Raw genomic sequence first — 26,222 nt, 5'->3', positions numbered from 1 at the left:
GGGCGCTTCAACCCGACTATGGTTCGAGGAGTTCGATCATGGGCATTCGACAAGGTCTGCTGAGATGGCTGGGACAGGAAGAGGCGCCACCGGCCGTCCAGGGTCACGACCTGCTGGCGAGTCTGCTGGTGATGGCCTGGATGATCGAGGCGCGTGATCCTTACACGGGCGGACACCTTTGGCGCGTGTCGCGATTCGCCGAACTTCTGGCTGAGCGGGCAGGCCTGACCGACCTGCAGATAGCATGCGCAGCGGTAGGCGGTTTCCTGCACGATCTGGGCAAGATCGGGGTGCCGGATGCGATACTGCGCAAGCCCGCCAGTCTCACCGAGGCAGAATACGACCTGGTACGCACACACCCCGCCATAGGCGAACGGGTGCTTGCAGCTCACCCGCTCGCGGGCCTGGTACGCGACGCGGTCGCGTGTCACCACGAGCGCCCGGACGGCCTTGGCTATCCGCGCGGACTGCATGGACAGGACATTCCGCTCGTCGCCCGCATCGTGTCGATTGGCGACGCGTTCGACGCGATGACCAGCACCCGACCATATCGCCGCGGCATGTCCATCGACGATGCACTCGCCATCATTTCCGATGCCCGGGGCAGCCAGTTCGACGACACCCTGGTCGGCGACTTTCTGTCACTCAAAGGAACAGGTGCACTCGAGCATATCGTGGGTTATAGTGACGACGGCATTCCATTGCAAACCTGCGTGATGTGCGGACCCACCCTGGCCCTGACCGCGATGCACGGCCGGGGAGACCTGATTCATTGCCGATCCTGCGGTAGTGAGTACCGCTTGATCGATGAAGAATTAGGTTCGGTCGGCGTCGTTCCGACCGGCAAAACGGGCACGGCCGCGCAACTCACGCCGGTCGCGGACATCGCACTGATCGCCCGCACTGTGCGTGATGCAGCTTCCAGAGCGGCATTCGGCAGGCTGCTGGAGCGGCCCCACGTAATCTGATGGACCGACACCACTCGCCATGAAAATGTCATCACACCCGCACAGGAGCGCAAGACAATGAAAGTCCCAAGAGGCCGGGACGGTGGCATTCGATGGGATGATCCATCGATCGCCGGCATCCGACGCGACATGCTGCGTTTTGCGCAGATGCAACTGCGCGATTCGGCCTCGGCCGAGGACATGGTGCAGGAAGCCCTTATTGCCGCGATGAACAACGAGGAGGGGTTCGCCGGTCGTGCGGCCCTCAAGACCTGGATGTTCGCGATCCTGCGCAACAAGATCGTCGACCACATCCGTAAATCCTCGCGCGAGGTCGTTCGGGCCGACCTGTCGGACGGTTCGGACGAAGGCGACGCGCGCATCGACGCGATGTTCAACCGCAAGATGATGTGGTCGTCCGGATACTGGAACGAGGAGGATGGCCCGTCGACCTGGTCCGATCCGGATGCGGCCCTTTCGCAGAAGCAGTTCTGGGCGGTCTTCGATGCCTGCGTCAACCATCTCCCCGAAAAGACCGCCCGCGTCTACATGATGCGTGAGTTTCTCGATCTCGATACCCCCGAGATCTGCGAACAACTGGGCATCTCGACCAACAACTGCTGGGTGATCCTGCACCGCGCCCGTACGGGCCTGCGGGCCTGCCTTGAAGATCACTGGTTCAAGGGAGGCGCTGCAGCCTGATGCTGAACTGCAAGCACGCCACCCGCCTGATGTCCGAAGAACTGGATCGTCCGCTCAGTCTGCGCGAGAAGATCGCGCTGCGCTTTCACAACATGATGTGCCGCTACTGCTCCAACTATCGCATCCAGATGGCCTTTCTGAAAAGGGCGGCGAAGCGCGTTCGCGACGGGATGGACCCCCGGGACTGAACCGCATGCGTCGCCTGTCGGAGCCTAACAATGGGACTGATCCTGGATCGCGCGGGCCAATGGCTGGGAAACTACCTTGCCACGCCGTCTCATGTGCATCGCGCCAGCGCAGGAACGAGCGCCGAGGCGCTGCGGGACTCTCTGCAACCGGCCGACGTATTGCTGGTGGAGGGGGATTCGCGCGTCAGCACCGCAATCAAGTATCTGACGCAGTCAACCTGGTCTCACGCGGCCCTTTACGTCGGTGACGCACTCACAGGTCAACCCGGTCGGGGCCAGCACGCTTTCATCGAGGCGGACATCGTAGAAGGGGTCCGAAGCGTGGGACTCTCGGCCTTCGCAGGACTGCACACGCGTATCTGCAGACCGGTCGGTCTAAGCGACGACGACCGACACAAGCTCATCGACTTCGCGATCCGGCGTATCGGTCATCAATACGACCTGCGCAACGTTTTCGATCTGGCCCGATATCTGCTGCCACAGCCGCCCGTACCGGTCAGGTTCCGACGCCGCATGCTCGCGCTCGGCAGCGGCGATCCGACCCGTGCGATCTGCTCGACGCTGATCGCTCAGGCCTTCCAGTCGGTGCGCTACCCGATACTTCCGGAGGTCTCTCACGGTCCAAGCCGGGATCGGGACTGTCCCGGCTGCATCGAGGCACGTCATCACATCCGCCATCACAGCCTGTTTGCACCGCGCGACTTCGACGTGTCCCCCTACTTCGAGATCATCAAGCCCACGCTCGCCCACGGCTTCGATTACCGCGCGATGGTCTGGGACGCAGACGACGCCGGCCCGGAGGCGTGACCCGCGGCACCGCCGGATCGCCTCGATGCCAGGGCGAACGTGACGAAGCCGATCACCAGAATGAGCACGGTGACCACCAGCAGCTTGCTGTAGCTGTGCTCGACGCCGGTCAGCGGTCCGATGATCGAGATGCGCTTCGAGTTCTCGAGAAAATACAGCGCCGAGCCCGCGATTGCCGCGACGAAGGTGAGCTGGAAAGCCCAAGGCTTCACGTCACGGTCGAGCAGGATGGAGTACACGATGACCGGCGTCAGGAACAGCGAGGCCGTGCCACTGACCGCCACGGCCGCGAACAGGTCGTCACTGCCGACAAAAACCAGCGCCAGGCCCCCGAGCGCGAACACGAGCATCGCGATACGTCCGCTGCGGGTGCGCCCGCCGCCCATGCCCATGTCCACCACCGCAAGCTTGGCCGCGCTGGCGAAGGTCGAATCCATCGTAGATGCGGCCGAAATCACGAGGGCACCGGCGAGCACCAGCATGGCCGGCTCACCCATCAGACGCGCAAGCGTGGCCAGCAGCACCTCATCACCTTCGCGATTCAGGCCTGCGAACACCCCCAGCGCACCGAACGCCACGATGCACAGCACCGAGATCCAGAACGCATGGAGAAAGCTGCGGCGGGTGGTCTGGCGATCCGCGATGAAGCCGCGATCCATCATCACCGGATCATGCATCGGGTAGCTCAGAACCTGCAGCAGCGCGACCACGAGCAAGACCCACCCGGGCGAGCCGAGTTCAGGACTGCTCGCCAGCGAAGCCGACAGATCGAAAGCCGGATGCGCCAACATCATCGCGAACAGCACGGCCAGCAATACCGCCAGCAGACTCATCTGCAGCACATCGGTGCGAAGCGAAGCGCGCAAGCCGCCGTTCATCGAATAGAACAGCGTCACTGCAGCCACTGCGACGATCGAGAGCGTATAGCCGACGGAACCGGCCGCACCGAACACGATACCGACCACCAGCAGGTTCGCGAAAACCTCGGTCAATAGGCGCATGCCGAGCAGAAAATTGAAACAGGCATTCCCGAGCCGCCCGTAGCGCGCATGCAGGAACGATTGCATGTTGCCGACGCCGTGACGGAAACGAAGGCGGTCGACGATCAGCCAGCCGGTCAGAAACGATCCGTAATAGGCCGCGTAGGCGATCACCCCGGCAATGCCGTAGAAGTATCCGAGAATCGCGGCATTGAGAAGCGAACGCGCGAAGATCCAGGTGGTGACCTGCGACAGGGTCAGCGTCCATGCGCCCGGCGCGGCGCCCACATCGCTCTTGCCTCTGAAAAAACCCTCTACCGTACTCGTTCTCGGCGCGACCAGCACGCTGAGCAGCGCAAGCGCCAGCAAGGCTCCGCCGAGAACCGCAGTGTCTATTCCTTGCATCATTCTTCCCCGAACAGAATCGTTGAAAACCGCGCGAGCAGGTCGAAAGCCGGCCGTAACCGGGGCGCGCGGCAAAGCCGATGTTTCGGCATGCCTCCCCTAGGTCGCACCAGACCGGTTTTCCTTACACCCAGTGTGCGGGAACCTGTAAGTTTCCACGGCCGGTTGCGACTGACGACCGATACTCCTTGCGGCGACGCCACGACGGCGGCACGAAACGCAGCAACCCACGGACGGTGACGCGATGCGGAAAAGTCATACGCCGGAACAAAACCCGCCGCCACGGAAAACGCAAAGGATACACGTGAGCGAACAACAACCCGGTCGAACCTGCCCGATCCGATACCGATACGGCCCCGCCGCGATCGCACGCACGCCCGCCGTCGAGACGGAAACGCTCTATGTGATCGGCGGGCTATACGGCAACCTGCCTGCGCTGGATGCGGTCGAACGGCTCGCGGCAGCCGAGAATGGCCCGGTCGTACTGTGTTTCAACGGCGATTTCAACTGGTTCGACGTGGACGAGCCTACCTTCAGGCAGATCAACATGCGCGTGCTTAGGCATGACGCCCTGGCCGGCAACGTCGAAGCCGAACTGGCATCGAGCGCAGCCGGCGATGACTGCGGCTGCGCCTATCCGGACAGCGTGGATGACGCCATCGTAGAACGCTCCAATCGAATTCATGCCCGGCTCAAGCGATGCGCGTCCCTACACCCCCACTTGCGCGACGCGCTGGCTCGGCTTCCGATGTTCGCCCGCTATCGGATCGGCAGTCTTGACGTCGGGGTGGTCCATGGCGATGCGGAATCGCTGGCTGGATGGCGCTTCGACGCAAGCACGCTCGACGCACCCGGCGGACTCGACTGGCTTGCCGATGCGGCGCGCCAGGCCGATGTCGACGTCTTTGCGAGCAGCCACACCTGTCTGCCGGCGCTGCGAACGGCGCTCTGCCGAGACGGACGAATCCGTGCGGTCATCAACAACGGGGCCGCCGGCATGCCCAACCTGCGTGGCACGCATTACGGCATCATCAGCCGCATCGGAACCACGCCCTCCCCCCATCCGCCACTCTATGGCGAGTCGATCGAAGGCGTTCATGTCGACGCGTTGGCTGTCGAGTTCGACCCGATCGCATGGATCGCCGCCTTTGTGGCGAACTGGCCGGAAGGCAGCGACGCGTGGCAATCCTACTTCAGGCGTCTCGTCGAAGGGCCGGACTGGAGCATTCCACGCGCAGCAGGCCGTCAGAGCGCGATCGGACGACTCGCGCGTTGAGCCACTACGCGTTCAGGCAGCCGACCTCTGATTGCAAATAAATGATGTTGGCCTGCTTTCAGGTGTAAGGAACGGGGATGTGGTTCGACTAAGGATCACCAAGTGCGTACATGTTGATAGTCTCGATTGAAGATCAGCAAGTGGGCACTTGTGGATACCTCAACCCGAAGCTTAAAGGAGACACATCATGAAACTCGCTCATTCACTGTCCGCAGCTTTTCTTTCCGTCGCTTTGCTGGGCGGCTTCGCGGCGCCCGCCTTCGCCGACATTCCGACGGCTCCGAAGAACATCAGCGTCATCGACACCAACAACAACGGTCGAATCGAGAAGGAGGAGTTCCTCGCCTACATGAGCGCGTCCTTCGACGATCTGGCCGGCGACAAGGGCTATTGCACCTTCGAAGAGGTCAAGGAAGGTTTCCGTCGCTTGCACGAGCTGCCGACGCCGTAATCGACGTCAAGCACGCGACGGGCAGCAGCGATGTTGCCCGTCGCGCAAAGTTTTCCCACGTCGCCAGGGCCGAACGGCGATCAACTGCCAACCGGAGCCGGACAAATGAGCATGAGCATTTTTCGAACGCTCGTAGTCGCGTTCACCTTCATCACGCTGGCGCACGCTGGAAGCGCCCATAGCCAAGTCGAGGTCGGAGACGGCGTGCCACGCACCAAGCTGCTCCTGATCGATGGTACGACGCTCGATCGCCGAGCGCTCGAGGACAAGGTCGTACTGACTGTTTTCTGGGCGACCTGGTGTCATATCTGCATGCGTGAACTTCCGGAGTTCCAGAAGCTGCGCGACCGCCACCATTCGGACGGATTCGAGGTCCTGGCCCTTTCGGTCGACGAGACACTCTCCCCTGTGCAGGACTACGTGGCACGAAGCGGCTTTACGTTTCCGGTCGCGATGCGCACGGCTTCGCTGAAAAAGGCGTGGGGGCCGGTGCAGGGCACACCACTGATCTACATCAGCGATCGCAGCGGCACGGTAAAGGCTCGCTACCTCGGCGCGACCGAAATCGGCGCACTGGAGCAGACGATCATGTCGCTCCTCGCAGCGAATAACGCGTCTCAGCGCGAATCCGTCCAGCGATAAGCTTCGAATACCTCGCCCGGATGACGGCCGGGGTGTGGCTCGTCCATTGCTCGATACCACCCGATGCCAGCCGCAGCCTCTGCTGTACAAGACCGCTGTAAGGAAACCCCGTTCTGTGCGACGAAACTTGGACACTCTCACATCAGAGTGGCAAGGAGACGGGCTTCTTGAACGACACGTCGGAGCAAGGACGGATGGAACAGAAATCCACATCGATCGGCCTTAGAACCGTGCTGCTGCTTCAGGGCGGCGGCGCGCTGGGCGCGTATCAGGCCGGCGTATTCGAAGCCCTGGACCGCTCCGGCCTCGCCCCTGACTGGGCGGTGGGCACGTCCATAGGCGCGATCAACGCCGCGCTGATCGCCGGAAACCGGCCACACCGACGTCTCGAGCATCTCTATGAATTCTGGGCGCGGGTCGGACAGCGCTGGGCAGGATTCGACGCCCTCCCCTCAGGCACATTCGCGCCGTTCGAAGGCTTGACCGGCCTGATGCAATCGGCCAGAACGATGGCCTTCGGGATACCCCATTTCTTCCGGCCGCGCTGGCCCGGTCCTTTCGCGTTCGGCCTGCCCACCGATCCGGCACAGGCAAGCTTCTACGACGTCCAGGCCCTGCGGCACACACTGCTCGAACTGGTCGATTTCGATTACCTCACTCACAGTGACACACGCCTGTCGGTGGGCGCGGTCGACATCGAAACCGCCGAGATTACCTACTTCGACTCGCGCTCGACACGCCTGAGTGTCAAGCACATTCTCGCAAGCTGCGCGCTCCCGCCGGCTTTCGCTCCGGTCGAAATCGAAGGCCGCCACTACTGGGATGGCGGCATCCACTCGAACACGCCGCTGGAATGGATTCTGCGCGACCCGCCGAGGCTGGACTCGCTGTGCTTTCTGGCGACGCTGTGGCCCGCCCACGATACGGTTCCGAACACGCTCACCGACGTAATGCGTCGCGCCAAGGAGATCCGTTTCGCGAGTCGCGCCAGAACCTTGATCGACCTGGAGCAGGAGTTGCATCGCCTTCGCCACTATGTCGCAATGCTCGCTGACCGCTTGCCGGACGATCAGAAAGACCGTCCGGACGTCACCGAGATGCGAAGCTTCGGTTGTCGAAGCGTGTTTCATCTGGTGCGACTCGAAGCACCGAAACTGCAGCACGAACGCGAGGACAAGGACATCGATTTCGCCCCGGAACGCGTCGGCATGCGCTGGTCCGCAGGCTGCCACGACGGACTCCGGGTACTGGCCGAGCGCGCCTGGGCGCATCCGGTCGATGTCGACACCGGCATCGTCATCCATGACTATACGCAGCCCGAACCGGACACGACCGGCACGGACCCACCGACACGGCGCCAAGCCCAGGCCGAACAGGACCCCAGGCAGCCCGCCACGCCGACCATTACCGACTGAGGATACGAACATGACCCATACTGCCGTCGCAACAAACCGCGCCCCGCATCACCTTCTGCAATGGCTGCTGGCACTGACCCTGATCGCATTGATGACGCTGACCACCTCGTCACACGCGGCCCCAGACGGCACCCGGTCCGTTGCCACGCCCCACTCGTTCGCCGACCTCCAGGCACGGCTGGAACACGCGATCGACGCGAACGGCCTGGTGGTCGTCGCTTCGGCCAGTGCGAGCCGGGGTGCCGCAACACGCGGCGTCACGATTCCGGGCAACATCGTGCTGATGGTGTTCCGCAACGACTTCGCGGTGCGCATGCTCGAGGCCAGCATACCGGCCGGCATCGAGGCCCCGCTCAGATTCTATGTGACCGAGAATGCCGACCAGTCGGCCACGCTCGGCTGGCGCACGCCGAGCGCCGTGTTCGCGCCCTATGGCAATGCGCAACTGGACGCGCTCGCACGCGAGCTCGACGACATCTTCGATGCCATCGTCCGCGACGCCACACGCTGAGACCACCCCGGCCAGGACCGCAAGCGGCACGGAATACGCGTCGGTGCCGTCGGCGATTGAACCGCAGGCAATCGACCCGCGCCGGAATCGCGCACCACGCAGACTCGTCGGAATGGCGCTGTGGGCAGCCGTGACCGCGCAGTGCGCGTGGCAGGCCTTCAGTCTGCGTGGCGCCGATCACGCCGTGCTGTTCCTGATCGGGTTGATGATGGGTGCGGTGCTACTGCGCACCGAGTTCGGATTCACCGGCAGCCTGCGCCGCTTCGTTACCGGCCGAGATCCCGCATCGCTGAAGGCGCCGCTCGCACTGATCGCACTGACCACGCTGCTGTTCGCACCGGTTCTGGCCGACGGCGGCGCGCTGGGTCGCAGCGCATGGCCCGCCGCCGCTCCGCTCGGACTTCAGGTCGCGATCGGTGCGCTGTTCTTCGGCGTCGGCATGCAACTCGGCGGCGGTTGCGGGTCCGGGACGCTGTTCAGTCTCGGCGGCGGCAACGGCCGAATGCTTGTCGTCATCGCGTTCTTCTGCGCGGGCTCCTTCATCGGGAGTCTGCACATGGGCTGGTGGGCCGGGCAGTTCCAGTTCGACGCCATCGTGCTTGGCGAGTCGTTCGGATGGATGCCGGCGGCAGGACTGCAACTCGCCGCGATCGCCACCCTTTGGTGGTGGATCATGCGCCGCCAGCCACGCGCCCGCTCGCCTGCGGCTACGCCACGACAGAATCACGATCGCTGGCCGATGGCCGTCGGTGTGGGGGCACTCGCCGTGCTCAACCTGGCCACGCTGCTGATGGCCGGTCACCCGTGGAGCATCACCTGGGCCTACACTTTGTGGGGTGCCAAGGGCGCCGCCCTGCTGGGCTGGGATCCCGCATCGTCAGCGTTCTGGCAGGCACCGTTCCAGTCATCGGCGCTGGCAGCGCCGATTCTTCATGACATCACATCTCTGATGGACGTCGGGATCGCCCTCGGGGCGGCCGGTATCGCACTGGCGGCCGGCAAATGGAGCGTGCGTATGGATGCCCGCCCCGGCGCGCTGGCCGCCGCGGTCCTGGGTGGCTTGCTGATGGGCTACGGCGCCCGCATCGCTTTCGGATGTACGATAGGGGCGCTGGTCTCCGGAACGGCGTCGACCAGCGTGCACGGCTGGTTGTGGTTCGTTGCGGTCCTGCCCGGCGTGTGGCTGGGCGCGCGACTCAGGCCCCGTTTCGGCCTGAACACCGCGTGACAGGCAGCGCCCGGTCAGCGGGGGACGCGCCTGACACACCGACGCCCGCCGACGCTCGTTCATCATCGGGTCTGTTCACAAGTCCGGGGGCAGCGCCGCACCGTGCTGCGCTCGCACGATCTTGGATCCCCATCATCCTCAAGGAAAAACCATGAACGATTTCGACTGCGACCTCTTCGTGATCGGTGCCGGTTCCGGCGGCGTGCGCGCCGCCCGCGTCGCGGCGCGCCTCGGCGCACGGGTCACCATCGCCGAAAATCACCGCTTCGGCGGCACCTGCGTGATCCGCGGCTGCGTACCGAAGAAGCTGATGGTGTACGCATCGCATTTTCGCGATGATTTCGAGGACGCGGCCGGTTTCGGCTGGTCTCCGGTTTCGCCGGAATTCTCATGGCCTGCGCTGATGGAGGCCAAGAACCGCGAAATCGAACGACTCAGCGCCATCTACCGGCGCCTGCTCGCGGATGCCGGCGTGACCAGCGTCGAGGGGACCGCGCGCGTGGTCGCACCAGATACGGTGGAGGTCGGCGGACGACGCTTCAGAAGTCGTCATATCCTGGTGGCCACCGGCGGCTGGCCGTTCAAGCCCGACATTCCGGGCGTGGAGCATGCGCTGACCTCCAACGAAGTCTTCGAACTGGGCGAGCAGCCGCGGCGCATCCTGATCGTCGGGGGCGGCTATATCGCGGTCGAGTTCGCCGGCATCTTCCATGGCCTGGGCTCGCAGGTCACGCTCAGCTACAGGGGCGATCAGATTCTGCGCGGCTTCGATCGGGACGTGCGCGACCACCTGGCAGAGGAGATGCGTAACAACGGCATCGGAATCGCGCTGAACAGCGACCTGCACGCGATTCGCAAGCGCAGCGACGGGCGCCTCGACATCGAGGTCAGCGGCATCCCCGGTGCGACGGGCGCCTGGGATGCAGTGATGTATGCGACCGGCCGGGTGCCCAACACATCCGGACTCGGACTGGAGTCGGTCGGAGTCGGATTGGACGAGGCCGGTGGGGTGATCGTGGATCGCCTATCCGCCACCACCGTACCGGGCATTCACGCGGTCGGCGACGTCACCAACCGGATCGCGCTGACACCGGTCGCGATCCGCGAAGGCCAGGCACTGGCCACCACGCTGTTCGGCGGGCAGCCGAGTTCGGCCGACCACGAAACGGTTCCGTCGGCCGTATTCAGCCAGCCGCCCATAGCAACCGTCGGTCTGACCGAAGAAACCGCACTCGAGCGCCATGGCGACGTCGATGTATATACCACCCGTTTTCGCCCGATGCGGCACACGCTGTCCGGTCGCGCGGGACGCACGCTGATGAAGTTGATCGTCGACCCCGCGACCGACCGCGTGCTCGGTGCTCACATGGTCGGTCCGGACGCGCCGGAGATCATCCAGGGCATCGCGATCGCGGTGAAGATGGGTGCGACCAAGGCCCACTTCGATGCGACCGTCGGCATCCACCCGACCGCGGCCGAGGAGTTCGTCACGCTGCGCGATCCGGTGCGCAAGCAGCGCTGCTGATTCGGCGACCGACAACCGGGCCAACCGCCTTGGTCGGCTATCGAGCCATGCGCCGGCCGGCACGATCGGTCGGCAGCGCGACGCTACGACCGGCCTCTCCCATGCGGCGCCCACAGATCCAGCACCGGACCGACCGGCACGACTCCGGTCGGATTGATCATGTGGTGACTGCGGTAGTAATGCACCTTGATGTGTTCGAAGTCGACCGTCTCGGCCACGCCCGGCCACTGGTAAAGCTCGCGGGTGTAAGCCCACAGGTTCGGGTAATCGACGATCCTGCGGATGTTGCACTTGAAATGCCCGTGATAGACCGCATCGAAGCGAATCAGCGTCGTGAACAGGCGCCAGTCGGCCTCCGTGATTCGATCGCCCAGCAGGTAGCGATCGCTGGACAGACGCTGCTCGAGCGCGTCCAGCGCGTCGAACAGCGCGGTGACCGCGTCCTCATAGGCCGCCTGGCGGGTGGCGAAACCGGCGCGATAGACGCCGTTATTCACCGTCTTCAGCACCCACGCATTCACGGTGTCGATCTCGGGCAGCAGGTCCTCGGGCGCATAGTCTCCGGGCAGTGCGCCGACGCCATCGAAGGCGCTGTTGAGCATGCGGATGATCTCCGATGACTCGTTACTGACCGGTTGGTCGGTTCGACGATCCCACAGTACCGGGACCGTCACCCGGCCGGTGTAGTCCTCGCGCGCATGACGATAGAGTTGGTGGAGCCGGTCGATAGAGTGCAGCGGATCGGGCACCACGCCCTCGCCGGGCTCGAAGGTCCAGCCCTGCTTGCCCATGTAAGGATTGACCACCGACACCGGGATCATGTCCTCGAGCCCCTTCAGCTTGCGGAAGACCAGCGTTCGATGGGCCCACGGACAGGCGAGTGCGACATAGAGGTGATATCGCCCGGGTTCGGCCTTGAAACCGCCCTCACCGCTCGGCCCCGGACGGCCGTCCGCGGTGACCCAGTTGCGAAACTGCGATTCGCTTCGCACGAACTCGCCCTTGGTCGATTCGGTGTCGTACCACTGGTCCACCCAGTCCCCTTCCACCAGCAAACCCATCGTGTCTCCTCCCTGACGAGCGGAAATGAAGCCGCTCACTCTTCACCGGCATGCAGCAATCGTCGAGATCGATCCAGATAGACGCGTGTCGCGTCAGCGTGGCCCTGCGCCGTAACGCGCGACGAATGCCCGGTCGATCCGATCTTTCCAGCGCCACACCCACTCACCCCACCATGCAAACGCACCCCACGCGGCCAGCGCATCGCCATCGCCGGTGCTGAGCAGATACAGGGCCCTGCGCTGGGGCGTCCAGGCCCGCAGTTCATCGCCCTTCAGGGACGCAATCAGATTGTGCGCCAGCGGCGGCCCGGCCCGGACCGCGAACACACCGGACTTGGGTCGAACCGCCGCGTAGGCCGCGCAGTCACCCACCGCAAACACGCCGGAATGCGAGGATGACTGCAAGTTAGGCAGCACCTGGACAAAACCGTTCCGGTCGGTCGCCAGTCCCGACCGGGACAGCCACGGATGGGCCGACGCGCCGGTCAGTTGCAGGACATCGGTGGCCGCGACTGTCCGGCCGTCGGACAGACGGACATGGTCCGCTGCCACGCCGGTCGCGCGGGCGCTTCCGTACCATGCGATGTTCCGTTTCCGCAGCAGGGATGCGACCCGCCACTGCATCAGGCGCGGCAGTCTCGACAGCGGACGCGGCGCCGAGCCGGCGATACCGAGACGCACGCCCCGGCCCGATTCGTCGCGACACGCCATGCGCCTCAAGCGAACGTCGAGCGCAAATGCGATCTCCACTGCGGCAGCGCCGTCGCCGACGATCACGATACTGTCGGACCGGCCGACCCTGACCCTTTCGAGCAGATCCGATACCGCCGTGATGAAGTCCTCGATCGGTCGCGCTCGAATCGCATGGTGGTCGGCACCCGGGATCGGCTCGGCCGCGGTAACCGACCCGACATCGAGCGACAGCAGGTCGAACTCCAGATGCTCCCCGTCGTCGCACTCCAGCACCCGCGCGTCGGCCTCGAGCTTCACACAGCTCTTGCGCACGAAGCGAACCCCGGCCCGTTCGGCCAGGCCTGTCAGCGGCAGCATGCACGCGTCGAGCGGATAGATTCCGGCGATCCAGCCCGGCAGCATGCCCGAGTAGACCTGCCGCTCGAACGGGCTCAGCAGCGTAATGTCGACGCCCTCGGGTCGGGACCGGGCCAGCCTGTCGAGCACATGCACATGAGCATGCCCGCCGCCCGCCAGCACGAGTCGTTTCATCCGGAACGGATCCGACGATCTAGCGGAGGCGCGTCGCGGAAGCACGTCATCGCCGCGCCGCCGCCGGAACGCGGCGAGGAGAAACCATCCGCGCAGTCAAGATCCAGACCCTGATTCGGGCTTCTCGAACAGGATGTCACCGAACAGCGTGGTCACCGATTCACCGGTGTTGTCGGTATCCGCACTGATCGCGATACCGACGATGGGCGGTGCGGGCTCACCGAAAACGCGCTCGAAGTCCGCAGCGACGTCGCGCCGGATTTCGACCCACTGCCCGGCCCGCTCCGCCCCCTGCTCGACGACGATCATCTGCACCCGGTCCGTGTACGGGTTGGGGCCGGACTCGCCGACCGCCTGCGCCGTACCCCATACATAGGCGATCGCCGCGGTCGGAAGTTCGGCCCCGTGCAGTCCGCGCGCGAGCGAAATCTTGATCCGGTCGCCAAGCGGCAGCTTGGCGACCGGATAATCGAACAGTACGTACACCCGACCAGCGTAGTCGTCACCTGCCTTGCGGGAGAAATCCGAAGCAGCCACCGGATTGGAGACCTTCCAGCGCCAGCTGAGTATCGGCGTCGTCGCCGGATCCACGGCGAGCGGATGGAGCATCGTGGATGCGGCCGAATCCGATCGCACCCGCAGCACGGTCTGTCCATCGACATCGATCAGGTCGAAGCGGTTCTGCTGCTGCACGCGCGGCAGGGCTTGGTGAGACCATTCGCCCGGTAACTCGGTGCCACTGCTCGCGGCCGAAAACCGCGCCGGCGAAATCGCGGAGGAAGCCGCTACATCGACGGCCGCGAATGCGAGCAGACCGATCGTCATGCCAAGAACGGGCCTCAGAATCGAACGACGGTCGGCCCCGATGAGTTTTTCCACTTCCATATGTCACCTGTCAGAATGTTGTTGCGCTGCTTCAATTGTTGCGCTGCTTCAATTGTCGCGCATGACATGCAAACCTTACTCGAATGCACGACCAGAGATCGCAGACAAGCGTGTAAGGAATGCATTCGCCCAGGCGACAACACATGACAACCACACGCACTCAAACCAACGGATAAAAACATGCATGCAACGCTACCCCTGCTGCAAGCCACCGAATTCCCGCCGATTCGCCGCAAGACGCTTGACACCCTGCAGGTCAATCTGGGCTACCGGTGCAATCAGACCTGCCTTCATTGCCATGTGAACGCAGGCCCCAATCGCACCGAGATGATGGACAGTGACACGATGGCGCTGATTCCCGGGATCCTCGAAAAGCGCGGCATCGGCACGCTGGACCTGACCGGCGGTGCACCCGAACTGCACGAAGGTTTCCGTCAACTCGTACGGGCGGCGCGCGCGCTCGGTGTGCGCGTGATCGACCGCTGCAACCTGACCATCCTGTTCGAACCCGGTCAGCACGATCTCGCGGATTTTCTGGCCCATCATCAGGCCGAGGTTGTCGCATCGCTGCCCTGCTATTCGGCCGCCAATGTCGACAAGCAACGCGGCGACGGCGTGTTCGACAAGAGTATCGCGGCGCTGCAGCGGCTGAACGCCCTCGGGTATGGCCGGGAGGGCAGCGGACGGGTGCTGAATCTGGTCTACAACCCGATCGGGCCGACTTTGCCGCCCGCTCAGAATACGTTGCAAGCCGCGTACAAGCGCGAGTTGTTCGAGCACTTCGGAATCGTCTTCAATCAATTGTTCACGATCACCAACATGCCGATCCAGCGCTTCGGCAGCACGCTGATCTCCAAAGGCCAGTTCAACGCCTACATGCGCCTGCTGAAGGAGAACTATGCCGCTGGCAACCTGGACGGCGTCATGTGCCGCAGCCTGGTCAGCGCCGACTGGCAGGGCTATCTGTACGACTGCGACTTCAACCAGCAGCTCGGGCTCGCGCTGCCGGGTCGGGGCCGTCCGCATCTGCGCGACCTGTTCGAGCACGACCTGGCCAACCAGTCGATCCGCGTGGCGGACCATTGCTATGGCTGCACGGCCGGCCAGGGCAGCAGTTGCGGGGGTGCGCTGTGAAGCGCTGGCTGCTGCTCGGCGCGATCGCGCTCGCGGTGATCGGCTTCTTCGCGTTCGACCTCGGACGTTTTCTGACGCTAGACGCATTGAAGCAGGGTCAGGCCGACTTCGAAGCGCTGCGTGCCGCATCACCCTGGACGATCGCGCTGCTGTTCTTCGGGCTCTATGTCGTGGTCACGGCGCTGTCGCTGCCGGGCGCGACCATCATGACGCTCGCCGCCGGCGCGCTGTTCGGCCTGACCACCGGCCTCGTCCTGGTATCGTTCGCTTCGACCATCGGTGCCACGCTGGCCTTTCTGGTTTCGCGATACCTGCTGCGCGATGCGGTGCAGTCACGTTTCGGCGACAAGCTCGCGGCGATCAACCGGGGCATCGAACGTGACGGCGCGTTCTACCTGTTCACACTGCGCCTGGTTCCGATTTTCCCGTTTTTCCTGATCAACCTGCTGATGGGGCTCACGCCGATCCGCACGGTGACCTTCTATCTGGTGAGCCAGCTCGGCATGCTCGCTGGCACGATCGTGTTCGTGAATGCCGGCACACAGCTCGCCGCGATCGACAGTCTGTCCGGCATCCTGTCACCGACATTGATCGTGTCCTTCGCGCTGCTCGGCCTGTTCCCGCTGATCGCCAAGCGGATCGTCGATATCGTGCGCAAGCGCCGGGTCTACCAGCGCTGGACGCGTCCTGCCTCCTTCGATCGCAACATCGTCGTGATCGGCGCCGGCGCGGCCGGTCTGGTCACCGCATATATCAGTGCAGCGGTCAAGGCCCAGGTCACGCTGGTCGAAGCCCACAAGATGGGAGGCGACTGCCTGAACTACGGTTGCGTGCCGAGCAAAGCATTGATCCGCAGTGCAAAGCTGGCGCATCAGATCACGCATGCCGACCGCTACGGGCTCGAGCCCGGCACGCCCGCCTTCAGCTTCCGCAAGGTCATGGCGCGTGTGCATGACAAGATCCGGGCAATCGCGCCTCACGACAGCGTCGAGCGCTACACCGAACTGGGCGTCGAGGTACTGCAGGGCTACGCGACCATCGTCGACCCATGGACGGTGCAGATCGCGCTGAACGACGGCGGCACGCGCCGGCTCACGACCCGGAACATCGTCATCGCGGCCGGGGCGCAACCGGTCGTGACTGAACTGCCCGGCCTCGAAGACGTCGGTTTTCTGACGAGCGACACGATGTGGGACGCGCTGGCGCAACGGGATGAGCAGCCCGCACGCATGGTGGTGATCGGCGGGGGACCGATCGGCTGCGAACTGGCACAGGCCCTGGCCCGACTAGGGGTCGGCGTGACCCTGGTGCAGCGCGGCCCACGCATCATGCCGCGCGAAGATGCAGAAGTGTCGGCGCTTGCACAAAAGGCGCTCGAAGCCTCGGGCGTGGAGGTGCTGACGAACCATGACGTGTTGCGCTGCGAGCGCTCCGGCGAACGCAAGCGCGTGGTGATCAGGCACGCGGATGAGGGGGAGCGCAGCATCGAATTCGACGAACTGCTGTTCGCGATCGGGCGCAGCGCCAGATTGACCGGGTATGGCCTGGAGGCCCTCGGCATCCCCACCGAACGCACCGTGGTGACGAACGAGTATCTCGAGACCCTGTATCCGAACATCTTCGCCGCAGGCGACGTGGCCGGTCCATACCAGTTCACCCACACCGCCGCGCACATGGCCTGGTACGCCGCAGTCAATGCCTTGTTCGGTGATTTTCGCAAGTATCGGGTCGATTATTCGGTGATTCCGTGGGCCACCTTCATCGACCCCGAGGTCGCACGGGTCGGACTGAACGAGCAGGAGGCTCGGGACAAGGGCGTCGCGTACGAGGTGACCCGCTACGGCATCGACGACCTGGACCGGGCGATCGCCGACAGCACCGACTACGGCTTCGTCAAGGTGCTGACGGTGCCCGGCAAGGACAAGATCCTCGGCGTGACCATCGTCGGCGAGCATGCGGGCGACCTGCTTGCCGAATACGTGCTGGCGATGAAGCACGGCCTCGGGCTGAACAAGATCCTTGGCACCATCCACACCTATCCCACGCTGTCCGAAGCCAACAAATACGCGGCCGGCGAGTGGAAGCGTGCCCATGCGCCTCAGCGCGTGCTGGCGTGGCTGGCGCGCTTTCATGCGTGGCGACTGGGACGCCCCGGACAGGTCGGCACGTGACGGTCGGGATCGTGATGCCGGTACTCGACGAGGCGTACGCGCTGCCGGCCCGTCTCGAGGAACTGGCCCCCCTGCGCCGGCGCGGCGTGGAGTTGATCATCGTCGATGGCGGCAGCGACGATGACACGGTTTCGATAGCACGCTCGGCCGGGCTGGAACCGCTGACGAGTCCGCGCGGACGCGCGCGCCAGATGACCGCCGGCGCCGCGCGATGCGACGCCGACGTGCTGCTCTTCATGCACGCCGACACGCGGCTCCCACCCGACGCGGATCGCCTCGTCGTCGACGCACTGGCCGACGGACGTCACGTCTGGGGGCGGTTCGATGTGCGCATCGCCGGACGTTCCGGAATGCTTGCGGTCGTCGCGACGATGATGAATCTGCGCTCCCGCCTGACCGGCATCGCCACCGGCGATCAGGCGATCTTCGTGACCCGCGAAGCCTTCGACGCGGTCGGCGGATTCCCCGACCAGGCACTGATGGAGGACATCGAACTGTCGGCGCGGCTGAGGCGGCTGTCCCGACCTGCCTGCCTTCGCAACAAGGTGGTCACGTCCGGGCGGCGCTGGGAAACCCGCGGCGTATGGCGCACGATCGCGCTGATGTGGCGGCTGCGCTGGGCCTACTGGCGCGGAGTGGCGCCCGAAGTGCTCGCGAGGCTGTATAGATGACGAAAGCGGTCCGCATCATCGTGTTCGCCAAGGCACCGTGGCCGGGACACGCGAAGACGCGGTTGATTCCGGCGCTGGGCGCGGAGGGCGCAGCTTCATTGGCAGCCCTCATGTTGCGGCGCACGATGACCGCTGTCGTTACCGCCGGCGTAGGCCCGGTCGAACTGTGCGTGACGCCCGACGCCGGCGATCCCGCCTGGCGAGGTCTCATCCCGGACGATGTGCTGTGCAGCGACCAAGGCCCGGGAGACCTCGGCGAACGCATGGCACGGGCCAGCCGACGCGCGATCGAAGCAGGTGAAAAGGTCATTCTGATCGGCACGGACTGCGTGGAACTGTCGCCCGGACTGCTCATTGCGGCACGCGACGCGCTGACGGCCCATGACGCGCTGATTCACCCGACCGTGGATGGCGGCTATGCGCTGCTCGGGCTGAGCCGGTTCGACGACAGCGTCTTCGATGCGATCGCATGGAGCACCGACACGGTCGCCGAAACGACCATTGGACGCACTCGCGACCTCGGATGGTCGCTGATGATCGGTGAACGCCTGCATGACATCGACACGCCCGCGGACTTGTGCTGGATTTCAAGCATGGACCGGGATCTCGATCGGTCGCTACAGGACTTCGCCCCGGCCGGAACGCAACGGAGGGCCAGGTCGATCGGATAGCCCGTCCAAAAAATCCCGCACAGACGCCGGCATGCGTGCTTACAATTGCAGAAGAACCCGATACCGATGAATGCAGTCCAAGGACTCACAATCGGGATACTGCTACAACCATAAACCCTTGGGAGTCACGAAAATGAGAAAAGGCATATTGATAACCGCCGCATGCGTGATGACGCTGGTCGGCTGCGCCACCAACCCCTATCAGGGCGAGCGCGCGAAGACCGCTTCCGGCGCGACCATAGGTGCGATCGGGGGCGCCCTGCTCGGCACGGCAGTCTCGGGTTCCAGCGACAGGGGCAAGGGCGCATTGATCGGGGCTGCGGTCGGCGCGACCGTAGGCGGCCTGGTAGGCCGCCAGATGGACCAGCAGGAGGCCGAACTTCGCCGCCAGATGGCCGGCACCGGTGTCGAGGTCCAGCGCGAGGGCGACACGATTCGACTCCAGGCGCCTGAGAACATCACCTTCGATACCAACCGCGCTGACGTCAAACCGCAGTTCCGCCCGGTCCTGGATCAGGTCGCGATGAGCGTCAATCAGTATCCGGACACGATACTCAGGATAGAAGGTCATACCGACTCGGTCGGATCGGCCGCTTATAACCAGACCCTGTCCGAGAATCGGGCGCTGAGCGTACGCAGCTATCTGATGCAGAGCGGTGTCGCGCCGAGCCGCATCGAGGCCTACGGCTTCGGTCTGACCCGTCCGATCGCTGACAATTCGACCGCTGCCGGGCGGGCCCAGAACCGCAGGGTCGAGATGCTGATCATCCCGCTGCAGCAGTAGACCGCAGAACCGCGTCGACACGTCCGTCCGCTGCCACTTTGGACGGACGTATCGAACGAATTCACGCAATCTGACCGGGAATCGCCGAGCAGGTTGTAACATACGGGTTCAAGTGATTGACTTGGGAAGTCAAGCAGCATGGTCCCGTCAAAAAAACTGTGCTGTCCCAGATGCCAGGCGACCCTGGTGCGCGAATCAAAATGGGAGTCGCACACCGAAAAGCATTCCAATCTCGGGCTTCGACCGTTCCGGTGCGTCGGCTGCTCGCACCGTTTTCTGGCACCCGCGCCGGGACGCTCCGCCGGCGTAATGATCGCGATGGGCGGTGCCGCCGCATTTGCGTTGTTGTTGTTGGCGATGATCGTGACGTTCACGATCCGGCCCGACTCGGATCGTGAACGCAGCCCGAAAGTCGTCGACGCCTACGCGATCCTGAACGCCGAAACGCTTCAGGCGGCCGAGGACGGCAACGCCGAAGCGCAGTTCAGGGTCGGCAAGAAGCTGCTGCTGGAAGCCGCGCTCGATGGCCAGAAGGCGCCGGTGGCGCTGGTCTGGCTCCACAAGGCCGCCGAGAACGGACACGCCGCTGCGATGATACAGCTCGGCCGCATGTACCGTACCGGGGTCGGTGCGTTGCAGAACTACGACATCGCCGTGGAATGGATTCTGCGTGCGGCCCATGCGGAAGACCCGGAAGGCATGCTCGAGCTCGGTCGCTTCTACCGCGATGGCGTCGGCGTCGACAAGGATCCGATCAATGGCTATGTGTGGATGAACCGTGCTGCGGCGTCGCATCACCTCGAAGCCGCACGCGAGCGGGAGACACTGGCGCGCAGTATGTCGCCCGGGAATCTGCGCCAGGCACAGCGGCTTTCGCTGGAACCGTTCTCGCCAGACGACGGCATCAAGACGAGCGAAATCGCCGGTCAGAGTCTTCCACCTCGGTAGTGGCCTACTCGGTCTGCTGCGTGCGTCCCTGCCCACGATCGCTCGGGCCCTCGACAGACGATCACTTCAGAAGCGCCAGCACCGCCTCGATCTCGCGCTCGTAACCGAAGATTTCGATGTCTTCTGCATAACGCCGGACTGCCTGCTCTGCCGCAGCCCTGCTCAGCGGCAGGTCGGGCACCGCGAGCGGTTCGCCGGAAACTCGCCGGCTGCGCGCGGGAGGCGGCAGACCGAAACGGACTTTGAGCGGCAGCCAGTCTTCCTCGAACTGCTCGATCTTGCCCACGTAGTCGACGAGAAGCGCGCCGCCGGACGCCACGAAGCTGTGCTGCGAGCGAAAATGCTGATCCGCCCTTGCATCCGGGATCTCCGCGATACGCATGGCGAACTCGTCGAAGCTCATGCCGAACTGAATGCCATACGGCGACAGCGTGCACTTCTCGCGCCGTTCGGCCGCATTCACCACCTTGTCCCGGTAGCAGGAATGTAAACGCGTCAGCGGATTTCGAACGAAGGTGAACACGAACAGCGTCTTTCGACGCTCCTTGACACCGGTGATGTCGAGCGACAGCCGGATGCGCGCCTCGACGCGTTCCTTGACCGCTCTCCGCGACACGTCGGGCCGTCCAAGCAGAACCGGTGTCATCCTGTCCACGAAGCTGTTGCGAATCGAACTCGATGCTACCTTGGGCACCGGAAGATAGCCCAGACCGAGGTCCTCGAGCACCCACAAATCGCAACGATGTCGGCGCATGCGCCAATCCTTGGCAAATCGGCGCAACCAGTCGGGCGTCACTTCAGAGGGTACTTTCATCGAGAACGGACAAAAGCCGGCACCGCCGCCGGCGAAGGCATCAAGATCGATTGACCGGTTTATTATAGGCTCGTCTTTCGCACATGCATCGCCCTTCCCAACCCCGGCATTGCCCCCACCATCTACGGTCCCGCCCATGTCGCTGTTCGAGGAACATCCACTGCGCCGCAGTCTGAACGACGAGGTGCACGCACGGCCGCCGGTTCCGCTGAAGGCGCCGGAGTTCGTCACCTATCTCGCTTTCGTGCATGCGCACGGCAGCGCGGAACGGGAAGCGTCGCACCTGATGCAACTCGCGCTGCAGCTCGGCCTGCCGGTACCCGATACCGAATCGGGCCATGTATTCATTGATGCAGGGGATTTCAGGCTGAAGTGGGAGCGTCACAACGAATTCTCCAGTTATGCCTTCTTTCGACACATCGATGGCGTCGAGACAATGGACGAGTATGCGCTGCAGGTCGTGCCCGCACTCTGGCGGAAGGACATTCCTGGCCAGCTGATGGTGGCGACCCATGTCGAACTGCGCCCGGTGTCGCAGGTTTCGCCGGACGCGATCATGAGCCAGTTGTCGCCGCACGGACAGACCCAGATCGCGGCCAAGGTCGCCGATGGTGCAGGCTGGGTGTTCACCGATTTTCACATCCACGACGGCTTTTCACGCTACCTGCTCGTCGATGAATCCTTCACCCCGCGCCAGGCGGGGCGCATGGTCCAGCGCCTGCTCGAGCTCGAGACCTACCGGATAATGGCCTTGCTCGCCTTTCCGGTGGCCAAGTCGGTCGGCCGGCTGGTCTCCTCTGCCGAGGACGAACTGGCCGACCTGATGGACTGCATGGGCACAGCCGACAGTTCCGAGGACGAGCGCATGGTGCTCGGACGTCTGACCCGTCTTGCGGCCGAAGTCGAACGCTCGGTCGCGAAAACCACGTATCGCTTCGGCGCCGGAGCCGCATACTACCGCCTGGCGAGACAGCGCATCGATGAACTACGCGAGAGCCGGATACCCGGTTTTCCGACGATCCGGGAGTTCATGGAGCGACGTCTCGCACCGGCGATGGCGACCTGCGAGACCATCGCACGCCGCCAGGAGGAACTCTCGGGCCGGATCGCGCGAAACTCACAATTGTTGCGCACCCGAGTGGATATCGAGCTCGAACGCCAGAACCAGGCCCTGCTCGAGCAGATGAACCGGCGTGCCAAGCTGCAGTTGCGGTTGCAGGAAACGGTCGAGGGGCTGTCCATCGTCGCCATCACCTATTACGGGTCGCAACTCGTGAATTATCTCGCCAAGGGTGGCAAGGCGTGGATCGCGCCGCTGACGCCGGAGATCGTGACCGCAGTGGCGATACCCATCATCGCGGGCTTGGTGTTTCTCGGACTCCGACGCATGCGCGGCAGGCTCGCCGCCGAGGAAGCAGGCATGGAGTGACCTATAATCCCTGCCTGGATCCCCACTCCCGCCCTCCGGAAGTCATCACCGTGACCAAGACCCTGTTCGAATCCTCGATTTCCAGCCTGCCCCTGCTCGCGCGCGGCAAGGTCCGGGACATCTACGCCGTCGATGACGACCGACTGCTGATCGTCACCAGCGACCGCCTGTCGGCCTTCGACGTCGTGCTGCCCGACCCGATTCCGGACAAGGGGCGTGTGCTGACCGCGATGGCGCTGTTCTGGTTCGAGCGCCTGCATCATGTCATCCCGAACCAGCTCACCGGCATCGATCCGGAAAGCGTGGTCGCGCCGGACGAACGCGACCAGGTGCGCGACCGGGCGCTGGTGGTCAAGCGCCTGAAACCCCTGCCGATCGAGGCTGTGGTGCGTGGCTACGTAATCGGTTCGGGCTGGAAGGACTACCAGGCGAGCGGGACGATCTGCGGCATCGCGCTGCCGCCCGGGCTGAAGCAGGCGGCGAAGCTGCCGCAGCCGATCTTCACGCCGGCGAGCAAGGCCGATGTCGGCGATCACGACGAGAACATCTCGTTTGAGCAGGCCCGCGGCCGCTGCGCCGAGGCCCTGGCCGGCAGTGGCGCCGACGGCGCCGCGCTGGCGGCGCAGGCGCGCGACGCCGCACTCGCGCTGTACACCGAGGCAGCGGACTACGCATCGCAGCGCGGCATCATCATCGCCGACACCAAGTTCGAGTTCGGCGTCGACCGGGCTGGCAAGCTGCACCTGATCGACGAGGCCCTGACCCCGGATTCGTCCCGCTTCTGGCCGGCCGAGCACTATAGTGAAGACATCAGCCCGCCCAGCTTCGACAAGCAGTTCGTGCGCGATTATCTCGAAACGCTGACCTGGAACAAGAAGGCGCCCGGCCCGCATCTTCCGGCCGACGTGATCGCGCAGACCGCGGCGAAGTACCGCGAAGCCTTCGAGAAACTCACCGGGCGCACGCTGGACTGACACCGACCGGACGCACATGATGCGTCCGGCGCACAAGAATCAGGCGCAGCGCGGACACGCGGCGCCGACAGGAGACAGCATGAGCACCTCGGCCCCGGGCCGCAAGATCGCGCTCGCGATCGTCGTCGCCGCCTACGTTCTCTCGTTCTTCCATCGCTTCGCGCCGGCCGGCATCGCAACCGATCTCGCCGCGACCTTCCAGACCACGGCCGCGTCCCTGGGCGTGCTGGCGGCCACGTACTTCTACATCTACACGCTGATGCAGGTGCCGACCGGCGTGCTGGTCGACACCCTCGGTCCGCGTCGCATCCTGACGGTAGGCAGCCTGCTGGCCGCGGCCGGCAGTCTGCTGTTCGCGCTGGCACCGGATCTGACGATCGCGATGATCGGTCGCACGCTGATCGGCCTGGGCGTATCGGTGGTGTTCATCGCAATGCTGAAGTTGATCGCGGTGTGGTTCGACGAGCGGCGCTTCGCGACGATGGTCGGGCTGGCGATGCTGGTCGGCAATGCGGGTTCGGTGTTGGCCGGCACGCCGCTCGCCGCCGTGGCCGAGATCGTGTCATGGCGCATGGTCTTCGTCGGCGTGGCCGGCGTTTCGCTGGTGCTGGCCGCAGGCAGCTGGCTGCTGATCCGCGAGGACGCGGGCTCCGGCGCCGACAGGCCGCGCTTCGACCGCACCGCGATCATGAGCGCGCTGGCCGGCGTGCTGAAAAACCGCGACACCTGGCCCCCGGTTGTCGTCAATTTCGGCCTGACCGGCAGCTTCTTCACGTTCGGCGGCCTGTGGCTGACCCCTTATCTGAGCAGGATTCACGGCATGGACGCGGTCACCGCAGCCGGCCATCTGTCGCTGTACTTCGCCGGTTTCGCGGTCGGGTGCCTGGTGGTCGGGTCACTGTCCGACCGGCTAGGTCGGCGCAAGCCGGTGCTGTTCGGCAGCGGCCTGATCGTGTGCGCCTTCTGGGTCGTGTTACTGACGGCGATCACGCTGCCGCTGTGGCTGAGCCACACGCTGTTCGGCGTGATGGGTGTCGCGACGGCCGGTTTCTCGCTGACCTGGGCCTGCGCGAAGGAGGTCAATCCGCCCCAGTTGTCCGGCATGAGCACCAGCGTGACCAACATGGGTGGTTTCTTGGCGGCCGCGTTGATGCAGCCGGCCGTCGGCTTCGTGATGGACCTGGGCTGGGACGGCACGATGGTCGCCGGCGTACGGCAGTACGGCGAGCAGACCTTCATGCTCGGAATAGGCGTGATCGCGGCGCTGGCAGTGCTCGGAACCCTCGCGAGCCTGTTCGTGCGGGAGACCGGTTGCCGCAACGTGTGGAAGGCGAACTGACCGGCCGGGCGAACTTTGGCCCCGATCGAGGCTTCAAAGGGCTTGAGCGACCCGCAGCAGTGCAACGACAGCGCTGCCGGGCGCCGACCGATTCCCGCCTTGCTCAATGGAGGTCAACATGGCACAAACCGTCCACCCGCTCGATCGCCATTTCAACCTGCCGCACATCCGCGAAGTGGATACCGCCCGCCCGCTGCACTGGCTGAAACTCGGATGGGAGGATCTGCGCGAACATGCGTTCGCCAGCATCGCCTACGGGCTGTTCTTTGCGCTGCTGGGCTTTCTGATCGTCAGTTTCGCCGCGCCGCGGCCCTATCTGATCACCGCCTCGATCTCGGGCTTCTTCCTGATCGGTCCGCTGGCCGCGGCAGGCCTTTACGAGATCTCGCGTCGCAGCGCGGCCGGTCAGTCGGCCGATCTCGCGTCCTCGCTGCGCGGCATCCGCGACAGCCGCGAGTCCCTGCTGTCGATCGGCGTATTCCTGGCCATCGTGATGCTGGGGTGGGAGCGCGTGTCGGCCGTGCTGTTCGCGCTGCTGTTCCCGGGCGAGATCACCGAGGTCAGCGGTTTCCTGCGCACGGTGTTCCTGTCCGGTGAGCATCTGGGCTTTGCCGCCGCCTACGTGCTGGTCGGCGCGGTGTTCGCCGCGCTGGTCTTCATCGCGACGGTCGTGGCGGTGCCGATGCTGATGGACCGTGAGACCGATATGGTCACCGCGATGATGACCAGCGTGCGGGCCGCCGGGACCAACCCGCTGGCCATGCTGGTGTGGGCGGTACTGATCGTCGCACTGATCGGCATCGGTTTCGCGACGATGATGATCGGCATGGTGATCCTGCTGCCGCTGCTGGGACACGCGTCCTGGCATGCCTACCGCGATCTGATCGACTGAAAGAGTTGCGGCACCGGCGTCAGTCCCGGCCGGGGGATCTCACCGGATCCTCCGGCCGGCAGGCCGTTTCGCGCCCTCGATCAGGACGACAGCGCGGGGAAATGACGCGGGCGCGTAGAATCGAGGCCAACGAACCGAGGCGGCGACG

26 protein-coding genes are annotated in these 26,222 nt (G+C 64.5%); 21 read left to right on the top strand and 5 right to left on the bottom strand.

The window, feature by feature from the left end; translation table 11 throughout:
- Positions 1 to 38 precede the first annotated feature (38 nt).
- Genes ACKVEX_RS02860 through ACKVEX_RS02845 form a run of 4 tightly spaced genes read left to right on the top strand, consistent with a single transcriptional unit; the run spans position 39 to position 2,644 of the window.
- Positions 39 to 968 carry an HD-GYP domain-containing protein gene (locus ACKVEX_RS02860; protein ID WP_473214166.1) on the top strand — a complete coding sequence of 310 codons (930 nt, stop codon included), beginning with the start codon at positions 39 to 41 and terminating at the stop codon, positions 966 to 968.
- A gap of 57 nt (positions 969 to 1,025) precedes the next feature.
- On the top strand, positions 1,026 to 1,649 hold the full coding sequence (locus ACKVEX_RS02855; RefSeq protein WP_473214165.1) for a sigma-70 family RNA polymerase sigma factor: 624 nt from the start codon (positions 1,026 to 1,028) through the stop codon (positions 1,647 to 1,649).
- Complete coding sequence (locus ACKVEX_RS02850; protein ID WP_473214164.1) at positions 1,649 to 1,837, top strand: zf-HC2 domain-containing protein; 189 nt, start codon at positions 1,649 to 1,651, stop codon at positions 1,835 to 1,837. The genes ACKVEX_RS02855 and ACKVEX_RS02850 overlap by 1 nt, the downstream gene beginning before the upstream one ends.
- Positions 1,838 to 1,867: 30 nt before the next feature.
- Complete coding sequence (locus ACKVEX_RS02845) at positions 1,868 to 2,644, top strand: YiiX/YebB-like N1pC/P60 family cysteine hydrolase (RefSeq protein WP_473214163.1); 777 nt, start codon at positions 1,868 to 1,870, stop codon at positions 2,642 to 2,644.
- On the opposite strand, the gene ACKVEX_RS02840 is transcribed toward ACKVEX_RS02845, so the two are convergent.
- Complete coding sequence (locus ACKVEX_RS02840) at positions 2,596 to 4,032, bottom strand: hypothetical protein (RefSeq protein WP_473214162.1); 1,437 nt, start codon at positions 4,030 to 4,032, stop codon at positions 2,596 to 2,598. The two genes, ACKVEX_RS02845 and ACKVEX_RS02840, sit on opposite strands and share 49 nt — an antisense overlap.
- A gap of 301 nt (positions 4,033 to 4,333) precedes the next feature.
- On the opposite strand from ACKVEX_RS02840, the gene ACKVEX_RS02835 reads away from it, so the two are divergent.
- From ACKVEX_RS02835 to gor, 7 genes are all read left to right on the top strand, one after another.
- The gene (locus ACKVEX_RS02835; protein ID WP_473214161.1) at positions 4,334 to 5,305 is read left to right on the top strand and encodes a hypothetical protein; all 972 of its coding nucleotides are present in this window, start codon (positions 4,334 to 4,336) and stop codon (positions 5,303 to 5,305) included.
- A 187-nt stretch (positions 5,306 to 5,492) separates the two neighbouring features.
- The gene (locus ACKVEX_RS02830; RefSeq protein ID WP_473214160.1) at positions 5,493 to 5,756 is read left to right on the top strand and encodes an EF-hand domain-containing protein; all 264 of its coding nucleotides are present in this window, start codon (positions 5,493 to 5,495) and stop codon (positions 5,754 to 5,756) included.
- Between the two features lie 30 nt (positions 5,757 to 5,786).
- Positions 5,787 to 6,398 carry a TlpA family protein disulfide reductase gene (locus tag ACKVEX_RS02825; protein ID WP_473214159.1) on the top strand — a complete coding sequence of 204 codons (612 nt, stop codon included), beginning with the start codon at positions 5,787 to 5,789 and terminating at the stop codon, positions 6,396 to 6,398.
- A gap of 194 nt (positions 6,399 to 6,592) precedes the next feature.
- The gene (locus tag ACKVEX_RS02820) at positions 6,593 to 7,813 is read left to right on the top strand and encodes a patatin-like phospholipase family protein (protein ID WP_473214158.1); all 1,221 of its coding nucleotides are present in this window, start codon (positions 6,593 to 6,595) and stop codon (positions 7,811 to 7,813) included.
- Positions 7,814 to 7,823: 10 nt separating this feature from the next.
- Positions 7,824 to 8,324, top strand: coding sequence for a DUF302 domain-containing protein (locus ACKVEX_RS02815; RefSeq protein ID WP_473214157.1), 501 nt, complete (start codon positions 7,824 to 7,826; stop codon positions 8,322 to 8,324).
- A gap of 112 nt (positions 8,325 to 8,436) precedes the next feature.
- The gene (locus ACKVEX_RS02810) at positions 8,437 to 9,552 is read left to right on the top strand and encodes a YeeE/YedE family protein (RefSeq protein ID WP_473214156.1); all 1,116 of its coding nucleotides are present in this window, start codon (positions 8,437 to 8,439) and stop codon (positions 9,550 to 9,552) included.
- A 151-nt stretch (positions 9,553 to 9,703) separates the two neighbouring features.
- On the top strand, positions 9,704 to 11,077 hold the full coding sequence (gene gor, locus ACKVEX_RS02805) for a glutathione-disulfide reductase (RefSeq protein ID WP_473214155.1): 1,374 nt from the start codon (positions 9,704 to 9,706) through the stop codon (positions 11,075 to 11,077).
- A gap of 83 nt (positions 11,078 to 11,160) precedes the next feature.
- Here gor and ACKVEX_RS02800 read toward each other — a convergent pair whose 3' ends face one another.
- The 3 genes from ACKVEX_RS02800 to ACKVEX_RS02790 all read right to left on the bottom strand — a co-directional run bounded on the left by ACKVEX_RS02800 (position 11,161) and on the right by ACKVEX_RS02790 (position 14,241).
- Complete coding sequence (locus ACKVEX_RS02800; protein ID WP_473214154.1) at positions 11,161 to 12,138, bottom strand: glutathione S-transferase family protein; 978 nt, start codon at positions 12,136 to 12,138, stop codon at positions 11,161 to 11,163.
- 93 nt (positions 12,139 to 12,231) lie between these two features.
- Positions 12,232 to 13,362 (bottom strand): FAD-dependent oxidoreductase, encoded by a 1,131-nt coding sequence (locus ACKVEX_RS02795; RefSeq protein ID WP_473214153.1) that lies wholly within the window; start codon positions 13,360 to 13,362, stop codon positions 12,232 to 12,234.
- 96 nt (positions 13,363 to 13,458) lie between these two features.
- Positions 13,459 to 14,241: a DUF3047 domain-containing protein gene (locus ACKVEX_RS02790; RefSeq protein ID WP_473214152.1), complete on the bottom strand. Its 783-nt coding sequence runs from the start codon at positions 14,239 to 14,241 to the stop codon at positions 13,459 to 13,461.
- Between the two features lie 186 nt (positions 14,242 to 14,427).
- Between ACKVEX_RS02790 and arsS the strand changes: the two genes are divergently transcribed.
- The 6 genes from arsS (at position 14,428) to ACKVEX_RS02760 (ending at position 20,626) form a co-directional block, all read left to right on the top strand.
- Positions 14,428 to 15,381, top strand: coding sequence for an arsenosugar biosynthesis radical SAM (seleno)protein ArsS (gene arsS, locus ACKVEX_RS02785; RefSeq protein WP_473214151.1), 954 nt, complete (start codon positions 14,428 to 14,430; stop codon positions 15,379 to 15,381).
- Positions 15,378 to 17,552, top strand: coding sequence for an FAD-dependent oxidoreductase (locus tag ACKVEX_RS02780; protein WP_473214150.1), 2,175 nt, complete (start codon positions 15,378 to 15,380; stop codon positions 17,550 to 17,552). The genes arsS and ACKVEX_RS02780 overlap by 4 nt, the downstream gene beginning before the upstream one ends.
- On the top strand, positions 17,549 to 18,223 hold the full coding sequence (locus tag ACKVEX_RS02775; protein ID WP_473214149.1) for a TIGR04283 family arsenosugar biosynthesis glycosyltransferase: 675 nt from the start codon (positions 17,549 to 17,551) through the stop codon (positions 18,221 to 18,223). Before ACKVEX_RS02780 ends, ACKVEX_RS02775 begins: the two co-directional genes overlap by 4 nt.
- Complete coding sequence (locus ACKVEX_RS02770; protein ID WP_473214148.1) at positions 18,220 to 18,894, top strand: TIGR04282 family arsenosugar biosynthesis glycosyltransferase; 675 nt, start codon at positions 18,220 to 18,222, stop codon at positions 18,892 to 18,894. The genes ACKVEX_RS02775 and ACKVEX_RS02770 overlap by 4 nt, the downstream gene beginning before the upstream one ends.
- A gap of 133 nt (positions 18,895 to 19,027) precedes the next feature.
- On the top strand, positions 19,028 to 19,678 hold the full coding sequence (locus ACKVEX_RS02765; protein WP_473214147.1) for a YiaD family glycine zipper/OmpA-like lipoprotein: 651 nt from the start codon (positions 19,028 to 19,030) through the stop codon (positions 19,676 to 19,678).
- A 186-nt stretch (positions 19,679 to 19,864) separates the two neighbouring features.
- Positions 19,865 to 20,626 (top strand): tetratricopeptide repeat protein, encoded by a 762-nt coding sequence (locus ACKVEX_RS02760; RefSeq protein WP_473214146.1) that lies wholly within the window; start codon positions 19,865 to 19,867, stop codon positions 20,624 to 20,626.
- A gap of 61 nt (positions 20,627 to 20,687) precedes the next feature.
- Here ACKVEX_RS02760 and ACKVEX_RS02755 read toward each other — a convergent pair whose 3' ends face one another.
- Positions 20,688 to 21,380 (bottom strand): sulfotransferase family 2 domain-containing protein, encoded by a 693-nt coding sequence (locus tag ACKVEX_RS02755; RefSeq protein WP_473214145.1) that lies wholly within the window; start codon positions 21,378 to 21,380, stop codon positions 20,688 to 20,690.
- A gap of 196 nt (positions 21,381 to 21,576) precedes the next feature.
- On the opposite strand from ACKVEX_RS02755, the gene ACKVEX_RS02750 reads away from it, so the two are divergent.
- The 4 genes from ACKVEX_RS02750 (at position 21,577) to ACKVEX_RS02735 (ending at position 26,074) form a co-directional block, all read left to right on the top strand.
- Complete coding sequence (locus ACKVEX_RS02750; RefSeq protein WP_473214144.1) at positions 21,577 to 22,869, top strand: DUF3422 family protein; 1,293 nt, start codon at positions 21,577 to 21,579, stop codon at positions 22,867 to 22,869.
- A gap of 50 nt (positions 22,870 to 22,919) precedes the next feature.
- On the top strand, positions 22,920 to 23,843 hold the full coding sequence (locus ACKVEX_RS02745) for a phosphoribosylaminoimidazolesuccinocarboxamide synthase (RefSeq protein WP_473214143.1): 924 nt from the start codon (positions 22,920 to 22,922) through the stop codon (positions 23,841 to 23,843).
- Between the two features lie 79 nt (positions 23,844 to 23,922).
- Positions 23,923 to 25,182 (top strand): MFS transporter, encoded by a 1,260-nt coding sequence (locus tag ACKVEX_RS02740; RefSeq protein ID WP_473214142.1) that lies wholly within the window; start codon positions 23,923 to 23,925, stop codon positions 25,180 to 25,182.
- Positions 25,183 to 25,300: 118 nt separating this feature from the next.
- On the top strand, positions 25,301 to 26,074 hold the full coding sequence (locus ACKVEX_RS02735) for a DUF2189 domain-containing protein (RefSeq protein ID WP_473214141.1): 774 nt from the start codon (positions 25,301 to 25,303) through the stop codon (positions 26,072 to 26,074).
- The last annotated feature ends 148 nt before the right edge of the window (positions 26,075 to 26,222 follow it).

The organism is Denitraticella aggregata, assembly GCF_048158365.1.
In the GTDB taxonomy this organism is placed as follows: domain Bacteria; phylum Pseudomonadota; class Gammaproteobacteria; order Burkholderiales; family Rhodocyclaceae; genus Azoarcus_F.
The sequence above is the reverse complement of the archived record's forward strand: the minus strand, read 5'-3'. Positions and strand labels throughout refer to the sequence as shown.

Excerpts from the sequence above, each read along its gene's own strand:
- ACKVEX_RS02860 (WP_473214166.1), top strand. The coding sequence starts at position 39 with ATGGGCATTCGACAAGGTCTGCTGAGATGGCTGGGACAGGAAGAGGCG.
- ACKVEX_RS02855 (WP_473214165.1), top strand. The coding sequence starts at position 1,026 with ATGAAAGTCCCAAGAGGCCGGGACGGTGGCATTCGATGGGATGATCCA.
- ACKVEX_RS02850 (WP_473214164.1), top strand. The coding sequence starts at position 1,649 with ATGCTGAACTGCAAGCACGCCACCCGCCTGATGTCCGAAGAACTGGAT.
- ACKVEX_RS02845 (WP_473214163.1), top strand. The coding sequence starts at position 1,868 with ATGGGACTGATCCTGGATCGCGCGGGCCAATGGCTGGGAAACTACCTT.
- ACKVEX_RS02840 (WP_473214162.1), bottom strand. The coding sequence starts at position 4,032 with ATGATGCAAGGAATAGACACTGCGGTTCTCGGCGGAGCCTTGCTGGCG.
- ACKVEX_RS02830 (WP_473214160.1), top strand. The coding sequence starts at position 5,493 with ATGAAACTCGCTCATTCACTGTCCGCAGCTTTTCTTTCCGTCGCTTTG.
- ACKVEX_RS02825 (WP_473214159.1), top strand. The coding sequence starts at position 5,787 with ATGTTGCCCGTCGCGCAAAGTTTTCCCACGTCGCCAGGGCCGAACGGC.
- ACKVEX_RS02820 (WP_473214158.1), top strand. The coding sequence starts at position 6,593 with ATGGAACAGAAATCCACATCGATCGGCCTTAGAACCGTGCTGCTGCTT.
- ACKVEX_RS02815 (WP_473214157.1), top strand. The coding sequence starts at position 7,824 with ATGACCCATACTGCCGTCGCAACAAACCGCGCCCCGCATCACCTTCTG.
- ACKVEX_RS02810 (WP_473214156.1), top strand. The coding sequence starts at position 8,437 with ATGGCGCTGTGGGCAGCCGTGACCGCGCAGTGCGCGTGGCAGGCCTTC.
- gor (WP_473214155.1), top strand. The coding sequence starts at position 9,704 with ATGAACGATTTCGACTGCGACCTCTTCGTGATCGGTGCCGGTTCCGGC.
- ACKVEX_RS02800 (WP_473214154.1), bottom strand. The coding sequence starts at position 12,138 with ATGGGTTTGCTGGTGGAAGGGGACTGGGTGGACCAGTGGTACGACACC.
- ACKVEX_RS02795 (WP_473214153.1), bottom strand. The coding sequence starts at position 13,362 with ATGAAACGACTCGTGCTGGCGGGCGGCGGGCATGCTCATGTGCATGTG.
- arsS (WP_473214151.1), top strand. The coding sequence starts at position 14,428 with ATGCATGCAACGCTACCCCTGCTGCAAGCCACCGAATTCCCGCCGATT.
- ACKVEX_RS02770 (WP_473214148.1), top strand. The coding sequence starts at position 18,220 with ATGACGAAAGCGGTCCGCATCATCGTGTTCGCCAAGGCACCGTGGCCG.
- ACKVEX_RS02765 (WP_473214147.1), top strand. The coding sequence starts at position 19,028 with ATGAGAAAAGGCATATTGATAACCGCCGCATGCGTGATGACGCTGGTC.
- ACKVEX_RS02755 (WP_473214145.1), bottom strand. The coding sequence starts at position 21,380 with ATGCGCCGACATCGTTGCGATTTGTGGGTGCTCGAGGACCTCGGTCTG.
- ACKVEX_RS02750 (WP_473214144.1), top strand. The coding sequence starts at position 21,577 with ATGTCGCTGTTCGAGGAACATCCACTGCGCCGCAGTCTGAACGACGAG.
- ACKVEX_RS02740 (WP_473214142.1), top strand. The coding sequence starts at position 23,923 with ATGAGCACCTCGGCCCCGGGCCGCAAGATCGCGCTCGCGATCGTCGTC.
- ACKVEX_RS02735 (WP_473214141.1), top strand. The coding sequence starts at position 25,301 with ATGGCACAAACCGTCCACCCGCTCGATCGCCATTTCAACCTGCCGCAC.